Genomic DNA, 9822 nt, shown 5'->3' with positions numbered 1-9822 from the left:
GGTGGAGACGGGGCAGGGGCGGGTCCGGGTCCGCGTGCCCGCGGGCGCGGACCAGGAGGCCGTCGTGGAGGAAGGGCGGATGGACGCGCACGCGTTGCTGGCGCGCTGCGCGGAGCCGTTGGACGCCTCCACGTGGGACGTGACGCGGCTGGATGCCGCGGACGTGCAGCGCATCGACGAGGCACTGGAGGCGGTGTCTCCAGCGGTGGTGACGCGGGTCCAGGCGCCCTGTGCCGCATGCGGGGATGTGCGGGAGGTGGAGGTGGATCCGTATGGGTGCCTGTCCATGGACCCGGAGGCGTTGCTGGAGGAGGTCCACACGCTGGCGTCGACGTACCACTGGAGCGAGCGGGACATCCTCGCGCTCCCGAGGCACCGGCGGCGGCGGTACCTGCGTCTCGTGGAACGGGGCGCGGGTGTGACGACGTGAAACGACTTTGGAGTCCGCGATGAGGTTTCTGGCTGACATCCTTGCCGATGCGCTCCCGCACCGGGTGCCCGAGGCACCGCTGGAAGAGTGGGAGGACACACCTGTGTCCGAGGTCGTCGGGGAAGCACCACCGGCGTGGGGCGGAGAGCCCGCCCCCCGGTCCGCGGACCATGACTGGGAGGCCAGGCCTGACTCCGGAAACGGAAGTCGAGGTCTGGGAAAGGTGGCTAGCGCAGTGGTCCCTCAGGGGCAGGGCGGCATCCTGGCAGGTGCCGTCCGAGTTCCAGTGGAGGCTGGTGGGGAACCGGACCGGGCGACCGGCGAGGACCCCGACAGCCTTGATGTTCTACCCGACCCGGTCCTGGTGAAGTCACGTGGGGCGGGTGGGTTCGAGGTGCCTGAAGGCGTGACCGGACTGACGTCGCTTCCTCGTGGAGCGGGGTTGGAAGAAGGCACGACCCAGGACACCGAGAGCTCCTCCGTTCCGCCTCTGGCTGCGACAGGCCTGCTCAGGAGAAAGCCACAGGGGTCCGCCACCCCTCCCGCCTTCGTGCCGTCCGTGCCTCCGCGTGTTCCGGAGGCCCGGGGGCCATCGATGCCCGCGTCCCAGGAGGCCGCGCCTGGCCGGTCCTCGGGGCCGGCGGCACCGGGGGCCTTCGTACAAGAAGCCCCAGCGCCGAAGGGACGGGCCGTGCCCGGGTCCGCTTCGTCCGGGTCCACCGCGTCCGAGACTCCAGCTCGTGCCCCGCGCCCGGTGCCGGGCGCGTCCTCCGCCGAGCGGGAGGCGCGGGCGGTTCCCCGGGACGTCGCGCGACAGGCTCCGCCGCCAGGGGAGGCCGCTCCGGCGTTGCCGCCAGGGGAGGCCGCGCGAGGGGCCGCTCCGGCGTTGCTGCCGCGGCGCGAGCTCCAGGAGCCCCGTGTGCACATCGGCGAGGTGCACGTGGTCATCACCGCGCCGGCGCCCGCGCCCGCGTCTTCCTCCGCGATTCCGGGCCAGGGCTCGGACTTGCTCAACCGTCACTACCTCCGGAACGCCTGAGATGGCCCTGCCTGAATCCTCGGTCTCCGTGGCCTGCCGCTCGCTGGCGGACTTCGTTCGCGAGAGCTTCCGCCTGCAGGGGCAGACGGTCCGCGTGCCCATCGGCACGCCCGCCGCCGCCGCGCCCGCCACGGGTGACACGGACCACCGGGTCAACCTGTTCTTCCACCGCTTCGAGCCACCGCCCATGGGCGCGGACGTGCTGCCCGGTCAGACCTGGTTCCTGCGCGTGCACTGCCTGGTGACGGCGTTCGCCGCCGCCGAGGACACGGTGAGCGCGGGGGAGAACGACCTGCGCCTGCTGGGCGAGGTCATCCGCTTCTTCCACGAGAAGCCCGTCATGGACGCGCTGGACGCCTCCGGCGAGGTGGTCCGCTTGCAGCTCATCTTCCAGCCGCTGAGCCTGGATGACATCAACCGCCTCTGGTCCACGCAGAAGGACGTCGTCTACCGGCCGTCCGTGGCCTACGAGGTGGCGCTCGTTCCGGTGGTGCCGCGCACGCGCACGCGCGAGGCGCCTCGCGTGGTGTCCGTGGGGGCCCACGTACAGCCGCGGACGCAACGCGGGCCGGTGCCGGCGGTGCCAGCCTGGACGCCGCCCCTGGCGCGGTTGAGGGTGGACCCGCGGTTGGAGGACTGGGCGCCGCAGGTTGGCTTCGTGCGCGCGGGGACCTGCACGCAGAGCCTGGTGTTCGAGGTGGGCAGCCCGGAGCTGGCGGGCTTCACGCCAGAGGTCGTGGTGGCCGGAGCGGCCGGGGCGAGCGTGCACTTCCGGTGGGACGTCTGGGACCAGACCCTGGGGTGGCGCACGGTGGACACGGCGGTCGACATGACGCCGGCCGTGCTGGAGGTGGACCCGGAGCAGCCGCCCGCCACGTCGCGTGTGCCGGTGCCGCTGCCCTTCTCGGACCATGCGGGACAGGCCGTGCTCTACGCCGTGCGCCGCTACCGGCGCGCCGCGGACGGGCCGGAGGGCGTGGAGCTCGAGGCGCGGGGCAACCCCGTCTTCGTCACCTTGCATGGAGGTGGCGCATGAGCACGGAACCCCTGCGGGCGGAGGTGGAGCGGGTGGAGTTGCTGGGGCAGTGCCTGTCGCGGCTGCGCCAGGGCGCGTCGTTGGAGGACGCGGTGCTGGAGCGGCTGCGCGAGGCCCAGGCGCGGGTGCGGGGGGCCCGGGAGGATGGCTCGGCGTGGCGCCGGCTCCGCGCGAGCCAGCTCGCTCCCGTCGAGTACGACGTGCTGGCCTGCGCGGTGGCGCCCGAGATGGAGCCTCGCGTCGGCTGGCTCTTCCAGCAGCTCCAGCCCGGCGCTGCGCAGCCGGTGTACCCCACGGCGGCGCTCATCCAGGAACTGCTCGCATTGCAGCCCGCGGACGGCGCGAGGTTGTCGTCGGTGTTGTCCGAGGACGCGCCCCTGCGGCGCCTGGGGTTGCTGGAGCGCGACGAGGGAGGCCCCTACTCGCCCATCCGGCCGAGCCGTGGCCTCACGCCGCGCCTGCTCGGAGCCCCGGAGCCGCCCCTGTCGCTCCCGGGCGCGTTGCGGGTGCCGGGCACGGCGCGCTGGGAGGAGCTGGTGCTGCCGGAGGCGAAGCTGGCGCTCCTGCGGGAGTTCCTGTTGTGGCTCCAGCATCGCGAGACGGTGGTGGAGCAATGGGGCGGTCGCGCGATGGGCGGCCCCGTGGCGTTGTTCTCCGGCCCGTCCGGGACGGGGAAGACGTTCGCCGCCTCGGTGCTCGCCACGACCATGGGCTGGGAGCTGCACCGCGTGGACCTGGGCGCGCTCGTCAGCAAGTACATCGGCGAGACGGAGAAGAACGTCAGCAAGCTCTTCGACGCGGCCCACGGGCGCGACGTCATCCTCCTCTTCGACGAGGCGGACAGCCTCTTCGGGCGCCGTGGCGAGGTGCGCGAGGCCCGCGACCGGTACGCCAACCAGGAGGTGAGCCACCTGCTGGCGCGAATCGAGCAACACACGGGGCCGTGCATCCTCACCACCAACCTCAAGGGCAACCTGGACCCGGCGTTCGCCCGCCGTTTCCAGGTGGTGGTGGAGTTCCCCCGGCCGGACGCCCGCGCGCAGGCGAGGTTGTGGCGGGGGCTGCTGCCGCCGCGCGCGCCGCTGTCGCCGGAGGGGGACCCGGAGGTGCTGGGCTCGGCGGTGAGCCTGTCCGGTGGCGGCATCCGCAACGCAGCGCTGCACGCGGCCTATCTCGCCGCGGGCGCGGGGACCCCCATCGGCATGCGGGAGCTCGCGCTCGCGGTGTGGCGCGAGCTGGGCAAGGAGGGGCGCGACGTGTCCGCGTCGGAGCTGGGGCCCTTGCGCAAGCACCTGCCAAAGGAGCTGGCGCCATGCTGACCATCGACGCGTTGCACCTGCGGCTGCCAGCGGGCTTCGAGCGCCGCGCGGACACGCTCGTCCGGCTCGTCGCGCGCGAGCTGTCTCGCGTGCACGTGGTGAGTGAGGGGGCGCACCACGTGCCTTCCGCGCACCTGTCGCTGCACGTGGACCTGTCGCTGCCGGATGGGGAGGTGGCCTCGCGCATCGCCCACGCGCTCGTCACCCATGTCAGGGGCGCGGTGGAGACTGGCCGGGTCGAAGAGGAAGGAGGCCGTGGATGGTGAGGGTGAGCCGGGGCGCGCTGGTGGAGTACGGCCTGTCCGTGCCTCCCCTGGCGCTGGTGTTCGACTTCAATCCGCGCACGCTCTCGCGCACGCGCACGCTCACCTTGCGCACGCCGGGGACGCCAGGGCTGCGCGGGGCCTACGACTTCGCGCTGCCCACGGAGACGCCCCGCGTGGCCCAGGGCGTGTCGGTCGAGCCGGAGTCGTTCACGCTGGAGATCCTCCTGGACGCCACCGACCGCATGCACGAAGGCGACGCGGTGGCCGCCACGCTGGGCATCCAGCCGGAGTTGGACACGCTGCGCACGCTGGTGGAGCCGAAGTCGCAGGGGCCGGGAGGGCTCCAGTTGCTGGCCAGCCTGGGGCTCGGGTCGGAGCGGGCCTTCCAGCGCGAGCAGTTCGCGTCGGTGCTGCTGTTCGTCTGGGGTGGCCAGGTGCTGCCCGTGTTCCTGACGTCCGTCCGGGTGGAGGAGACGAACTTCCTGCCATCGCTGGTGGCCTACCGGGCGACGGTGTCGCTCACGTTGCAGGTCATCGAGGGCAACAACCCGTTCTACCTGCGGGAGAAGGCCCGTCAGCTCGTGGGCGCGGCGGTCAACAGCGGCCGGCTCACCGCGGACCTGCTCAAGGGGGTGCTGTGATGTTCCCGCGTGACTCGCGGTATGCGAAGGCCCGTGCCTTCGACGAGGACCCGGTGTTGGGGGAGGTGTTCCGCGGCGTGAGGCCTCGCGCCATCGGCCCGGCCACCGGCGTGTTGGAGCACGTGGTCCGCTCCGGTGAGCGCCTGGATCTGCTGGCGCGCCACTACTACAACGACGCGAGGCTGTGGTGGCGCATCCTGGACGCCAACCCGGGCTTCCTCTTCGGCGGCGACCTGACGCTCGACAGCTTCGTGGGCCAGGTCATCCTCATCCCGCGGGCCACGGAATAGCGCCATGCTGGCCGACCTGTTCAGCGAGCGCTTCCGGGAACCCGTCGAGTGCGCCATCGAGGTGCGAGGCCGTCCCATCACCTCGCTCTATCCGTTCCTCCGCGAAGCCAGGGTGGAGGTGAGCCGCGACCGGGTCGGCGTGGCGACGCTCGTCTTCGACACGCGCCGCGACGAGAGCGGGCGCTGGACGGTGCAGGACGCGGAGGTCCTGGCCCCCTGGGAGCCCATCCTCATCGAGGCCCGCTTCGGTCAGCACACCGAGGAGGTGCTGCGGGGCTTCGTGCGCGAGGTGCGCGCGGACTACCCCGAGGACATGGGCACCGCCCGCGTCACGGTGTCCTGCCAGGACGAATCGCTGGCGATGGACCGCGAGCACGTGCGGCGCGTGTGGGGCGCGGAGGTCCCGACGTCGGACGGCGTGCTGCTGGCGGAGATCGCCGCGCGCCACGGCCTGGTGGTGGACCCCACCAGCGGCGCCGGCCTGAGCGGATTGGTGGTGCCGCAGGACTCCACCGACATCCGGTTCCTGCGTGCCCGGGCCGAGGCCAACGGGTACGAGCTGCTGGTCCGGGGAGGCGTCATCTACTTCGGCCCCATGCGGCTGGACGCCGAGCCCCAACCGACCATCCGCGTCTACGCGGGCCTGGACACGCACTGCCGCGCGTTGAGCGTCACCACGGACGGGCATCGCCCGAACACGGTGGCGGTGGACCTGGCCCCCTTGTCGGGCGCGGAGCCACGCCGGCAGGAGGTGACGCCGGATCTCCCGCTGCTCGGTACCCAGCAGGCGCACGGTGGCCAAGAGGGGCGCGACTTCACGTGGCTGCTCACCCGCGAGGGGGCCGTGGACGAGGAGGAGCTGCTCGCCCGGGCCCGGCGCAAGGTGAACGACTTCTCCCTGCGCGTGCGCGCGGAAGGGGAGCTGGACGGCACGGCCTACGGTCATGTCCTCAAGGTGGGCCAGCCCGTGGGCGTGGACGGCGTCGGTGAGTGGCTGGGCGGCATCTACTACGTGGACGCCGTCACGCATGTCTTCTCACACGACGGTTACCGGCAGGGGCTGCGCCTGTTGCGCAATGCCTATGGGGACAACCTCGGGGGCGGGGCGCTCAACGTGCTGGGAGGTCTCCTGTGACGCCAGAGCTGCTCACGGAGCTCATCCGGCATACGCGCGACAAGTACTTCGGCAAGTACCGGGGCTTCGTCGCGGACAACCAGGACCCGGACGGATTGGGGCGCCTCAAGTTGAGGGTGCCGTCGGTGCTGGGCTCCGAGTCCTCGCCCTGGGCGCTGCCCTGCGTGCCCTTCGGTGGCGCCGCGGGACATGGCTGGTTCGCCATTCCGGAGGTGGAGGCCCAGGTGTGGGTGGAGTTCGAGGAGGGGGACCTGCGCAGGCCCATCTGGACGGGGACGTTCTGGCAGAAGAAGGAGGACGTGCCGGAGGACGCGGCGAAGACGCCTCCCACCACGCGCCTGCTCCGCACGCCCGCGGGCCACGTGTTGCGGTTCGACGACGCGAAGGACGAGGAGGCGGTGCTGCTCCAGCACCCGAAGGGGGCGCAGCTGAGCATCGACCCGAAGGGGACGGTGGCGCTGACGGACGCCAAGGGCGCCACGGTGGTGCTGGACGCGGAGGGCGAGGAGCTGCGCGTCGAGGACAGCCACGGCAACTCGCTCGTCCTGTCCTCCAGCGGCGTGCGGGTGGAGGACTCGCACGGCAACACCATCGAGACCGCGTCCTCGGGGGTGAAGGTGAAGGGCCAGCAGGTGGTGGTGGAGGGGACGCAGGTGCTTTTGGGCGGCAGTGGCGGGGAGCCCGTCATCAAGGGGCAGAGCTTCCTCACCCTGTTCGCCACGCACGTGCACACCTCGTCGGCGCCGGGGGGCCCCACGTCGCCGCCCATCCCCCAGGGCGAGATGAGCACGCTGTCGACGTCGGTGATGACGAAGTGAGGGAAAGGGACGAGGGATGAGCGAGCCATTCGATCAGCGTCAGCGCCTGGGGGACCCACCGTGCCTGGCCTTCCCGTTCCGCGTGGAGGCGCAGGGGCCGGCCATCAGCCGGCGCGGCCAGCACGTGCGGGAGCAGATCGAGCAGGTCCTCTTCACCACGCCCGGGGAGCGGGTGTTCCGCCCGGACTTCGGGGGTGGGGCGAAGATGCTGGTGTTCGAACCCAACGGCACGCCGCTGTGGGACGTGACGCGGCGGCGCATGCAGGCGGCGCTGGCGGACGCGCTGCGCGGAGAGGTGGACCCGGGCAGCCTGGAGCTGGAGGTGACGGGCGAGGACGAGAAGCTCCAGCTCGTCGTGCGCTACCGCCTCACCACGCTGGGTGTTCCCCAGCAGCAGCTCTTCGCGGTGGGAGGCGTCGGTGGCTGACACGCCCGTCCCTGAAATCCTCTTCGAGCCCGGGCTGCCGGGATGTGGCCGCCGCGTGGTGCGGGGACTGCCCCGGCCGCTCCCCGACGTGGGCAACGACTTCGACTGGCAGGTGCGCGACTTCGACGGCTTCCGCCGCTTCATGATGGAGGAGCTGGCGGCGCGCATCCCGGAGCGCCAGCGCTGGACGGCGGCGGACATCGAGGTCGTCCTGGTGGAGGTGCTGTCGGCGGTGCTCGACCAGCTGTCGGACATGGCGGACCGGGTCGCCGCCGAGTCCTTCCTGGAGACCGCGCGCCGGCCGGAGTCCGTGCGGCGGCTGTCGCGGCTCATCGGCTACGACGCGGAGCGCATGGCCTTCGCCGCGGGAGACATCCGCACCAACCCGGCGGCGGATGGGGAGGGGGCGAGGGCGGAGCTGGAGCAGGCCTGGGCGGCGAACCCCTTCCTGATGGAGGCGGCGCGGCGCGCGGGGCCTCGCGAGCTGCACGTCCAGCGGCGCATGGTGACGGTGGAGGACTACGGCGGGATGTTGGAGGAGCACCCGCTGGTCCGCCACGCGCAGGCCTCGCTGGAGTGGGGCGGCTCGTGGACCGTCGTGCGGGTGGCCATCATCGGGGGGAATGACCGGGTGCTGGATGCCGTGGAGGGCACGAGCGCGGCGGCCACCACGCCCGCGGACCTGCGCAAGCGCGTGGAGCGCTTCCACATCGAGCGGGGGCTGGATGCGCCGCACTGGCCGGACACCTCCCTGCGCACGTTGCTGGGCGGCTACGTGGAGACGTACCGGATGATTGGCCAGGAGGTGCAGCTCCAGGACGCGGTGCCGGTGGGCATCCAGCTGGCGTTCACCCTCCAGGTGGGGCCGGACTACTTCCAGTCCGAGGTCCGCGCCGCGGTGGAGCAGGCCCTCGGGCGCGGCCCGGGAGGGTTCTTCGAGCCGGGCCGGCTGCGCTTCGGAGAGGACGTCAACGCCAGCGACCTCATCCAGACGCTCACCGCGCTGGAGGGCGTGGAGACGGTGCAGTTGGATCAGCTCAAGCGTTTCGGCGCGCGCTACCTGGACCAGGTGGCCACCGGCCGCATCCTGCTCCAAGGCATCGAGCTGGCCACGTGTGACAACGACCCGGCCCATCCGGAGCGGGGCTCGTACACGTTGAACCTGCGGGGCGGGAGGCGAGGGTGAGCAAGTCATCGGACATCACCCGGTGGAACCGGGCGGGGTTGCGGCGCATCCGCTACGTGGACGCCAACGCGGCCACGCTGCTCGAGGAGCTCCGCGCGCGATTGGACGAGCGCTTCAACCGGCCGGAGGCGTCCGTCCGCTGGCCCGGGATGCAGGCCCCGGTTTCGGAGAGCGAGTCCGAGCGGCAGGCGCGGCTGCTGGCCCAGTACGAGGCCCCGCGTGCCTCCGTGCCGGACTGGGGTTGGGAGATTGCCCGCGCCCTGGCGCGTGCGACGCACGTCCTCACCGAGCACGTGGACGCCTATGCCAACGAGGGCTACCTGGGGACGGCGACCCAGTGGGAGAGCCTGCGCCGGCTGGTGGAGATGATCGACTACCACCCGTCGCCTCCCGCGTCGGCCTTCACTCCGCTGGTGGTGCACGCGAAGGCGGGGACGCGGGGACGGCTGGGGCGAGGCTTCGCGGTGCGACACTCGCCGCCGGACGGGGGCGCGCCCGTCACGTTCGAGTCGCTCGACGACCTGGACGTGGACGCGGAGCTCAACCTGCTCCGGCCCGCGGGGCATGGGGTGAGTCCGGACGCGCTGGGACACTCCACGAAGAAGCTGGTGTTGGAGGGGAGCCTCTCCGGCATCAACGCGGGGGAGCCCGTCGTCCTCGAGAGCGAGGTGGATGGGCGGTGCGTGGCCTTCGTGGTGGACAGCGTCCTCCAGGAGGCGGGGACCACGACCTTGCGGGTGACCCCCACGCTCCCGAGCAACGTCTTCACCCTCGGGCGCACGCGCGTGCATGTCCGCCCCAAGGAGCGGTTGCCGGTCCAGGGGCCGCTGCGGACGGGCGGCGCGGTGGGGTTGATGCTGCGGCTGGCGGTGGAGCCGCGGGGCCTGCTCGCGGGGGACATCGTCACCGTGTCGGACGGACAGCGGCGCTACTACCGGCGCGTCACCTCCGTGGACGGGAAGAAGGTGGGGTTGGACCGGAGCATCGGCGAGCTGGCCCTGGCGCAGGCGGTGCTGGCCCGGCCAGTGGTGGTGCCGGTGGCGCGGCAGATGGGGAAGCGGATCATCACCTCGAGCGAGCCGCCCACGGTGGAGTATTTCGTCCAGGTCCCCGGTGCCGCAGCGACAGCGCGTCCAGCAGCGCCGCCCGCACCGCCTGCACCACCGCGTCCGGGTTGAAGGCCCGCGTGTCCACCTCCACCTCCACGTCGAGCGTCACCGGCTCGCTGAGGTAGC

12 protein-coding genes are annotated in these 9822 nt (G+C 72.2%); all 12 read left to right on the top strand.

Annotated elements, in window-relative coordinates:
* Nucleotides 1–430: hypothetical protein (locus tag D7Y11_RS43595; protein WP_199753922.1), on the top strand; the 430-nt coding region annotated here is incomplete at its 5' end.
* A 691-nt stretch (nt 431–1121) separates the two neighbouring features.
* Nucleotides 1122–1469 (top strand): hypothetical protein, encoded by a 348-nt coding sequence (locus D7Y11_RS39210; RefSeq protein ID WP_126936232.1) that lies wholly within the window; start codon nt 1122–1124, stop codon nt 1467–1469.
* Between the two features lies 1 nt (nt 1470).
* Nucleotides 1471–2505: a DUF4255 domain-containing protein gene (locus D7Y11_RS39205; protein WP_126936231.1), complete on the top strand. Its 1035-nt coding sequence runs from the start codon at nt 1471–1473 to the stop codon at nt 2503–2505.
* Entirely contained in the window at nt 2502–3824 is a 1323-nt protein-coding gene (locus D7Y11_RS39200; protein ID WP_126936230.1) for an ATP-binding protein, read from the top strand. The genes D7Y11_RS39205 and D7Y11_RS39200 overlap by 4 nt, the downstream gene beginning before the upstream one ends.
* The gene (locus tag D7Y11_RS39195; RefSeq protein WP_126936229.1) at nt 3818–4090 is read left to right on the top strand and encodes a hypothetical protein; all 273 of its coding nucleotides are present in this window, start codon (nt 3818–3820) and stop codon (nt 4088–4090) included. The genes D7Y11_RS39200 and D7Y11_RS39195 overlap by 7 nt, the downstream gene beginning before the upstream one ends.
* Nucleotides 4084–4731, top strand: coding sequence for a hypothetical protein (locus tag D7Y11_RS39190; RefSeq protein ID WP_014394729.1), 648 nt, complete (start codon nt 4084–4086; stop codon nt 4729–4731). The genes D7Y11_RS39195 and D7Y11_RS39190 overlap by 7 nt, the downstream gene beginning before the upstream one ends.
* On the top strand, nt 4731–5021 hold the full coding sequence (locus tag D7Y11_RS39185) for a LysM peptidoglycan-binding domain-containing protein (RefSeq protein ID WP_120616579.1): 291 nt from the start codon (nt 4731–4733) through the stop codon (nt 5019–5021). The genes D7Y11_RS39190 and D7Y11_RS39185 overlap by 1 nt, the downstream gene beginning before the upstream one ends.
* A gap of 4 nt (nt 5022–5025) precedes the next feature.
* Complete coding sequence (locus D7Y11_RS39180; RefSeq protein WP_120580999.1) at nt 5026–6156, top strand: phage late control D family protein; 1131 nt, start codon at nt 5026–5028, stop codon at nt 6154–6156.
* On the top strand, nt 6153–6974 hold the full coding sequence (locus D7Y11_RS39175; protein ID WP_120580998.1) for a phage baseplate assembly protein V: 822 nt from the start codon (nt 6153–6155) through the stop codon (nt 6972–6974). Before D7Y11_RS39180 ends, D7Y11_RS39175 begins: the two co-directional genes overlap by 4 nt.
* A 16-nt stretch (nt 6975–6990) precedes the next feature.
* On the top strand, nt 6991–7401 hold the full coding sequence (locus D7Y11_RS39170) for a GPW/gp25 family protein (RefSeq protein ID WP_014394733.1): 411 nt from the start codon (nt 6991–6993) through the stop codon (nt 7399–7401).
* The gene (locus D7Y11_RS39165; protein WP_120580997.1) at nt 7394–8587 is read left to right on the top strand and encodes a hypothetical protein; all 1194 of its coding nucleotides are present in this window, start codon (nt 7394–7396) and stop codon (nt 8585–8587) included. Before D7Y11_RS39170 ends, D7Y11_RS39165 begins: the two co-directional genes overlap by 8 nt.
* Nucleotides 8584–9765: a hypothetical protein gene (locus D7Y11_RS39160; RefSeq protein ID WP_126936228.1), complete on the top strand. Its 1182-nt coding sequence runs from the start codon at nt 8584–8586 to the stop codon at nt 9763–9765. The genes D7Y11_RS39165 and D7Y11_RS39160 overlap by 4 nt, the downstream gene beginning before the upstream one ends.
* Nucleotides 9766–9822 lie beyond the last annotated feature (57 nt).

The sequence above is a fragment of the Corallococcus sp. AB018 genome, assembly GCF_003986945.1.
In the GTDB taxonomy this organism is placed as follows: domain Bacteria; phylum Myxococcota; class Myxococcia; order Myxococcales; family Myxococcaceae; genus Corallococcus; species Corallococcus exiguus.
This window is presented reverse-complemented; position numbering and strand designations above follow the sequence as displayed.

Bases quoted from the DNA above. Each gene is read 5' to 3' on its own strand.
- D7Y11_RS39205 (WP_126936231.1), top strand. From the start codon at position 1,471: ATGGCCCTGCCTGAATCCTCGGTCTCCGTGGCCTGCCGCTCGCTGGCG.
- D7Y11_RS39200 (WP_126936230.1), top strand. From the start codon at position 2,502: ATGAGCACGGAACCCCTGCGGGCGGAGGTGGAGCGGGTGGAGTTGCTG.
- D7Y11_RS39195 (WP_126936229.1), top strand. From the start codon at position 3,818: ATGCTGACCATCGACGCGTTGCACCTGCGGCTGCCAGCGGGCTTCGAG.
- D7Y11_RS39190 (WP_014394729.1), top strand. From the start codon at position 4,084: ATGGTGAGGGTGAGCCGGGGCGCGCTGGTGGAGTACGGCCTGTCCGTG.
- D7Y11_RS39185 (WP_120616579.1), top strand. From the start codon at position 4,731: ATGTTCCCGCGTGACTCGCGGTATGCGAAGGCCCGTGCCTTCGACGAG.
- D7Y11_RS39180 (WP_120580999.1), top strand. From the start codon at position 5,026: ATGCTGGCCGACCTGTTCAGCGAGCGCTTCCGGGAACCCGTCGAGTGC.
- D7Y11_RS39170 (WP_014394733.1), top strand. From the start codon at position 6,991: ATGAGCGAGCCATTCGATCAGCGTCAGCGCCTGGGGGACCCACCGTGC.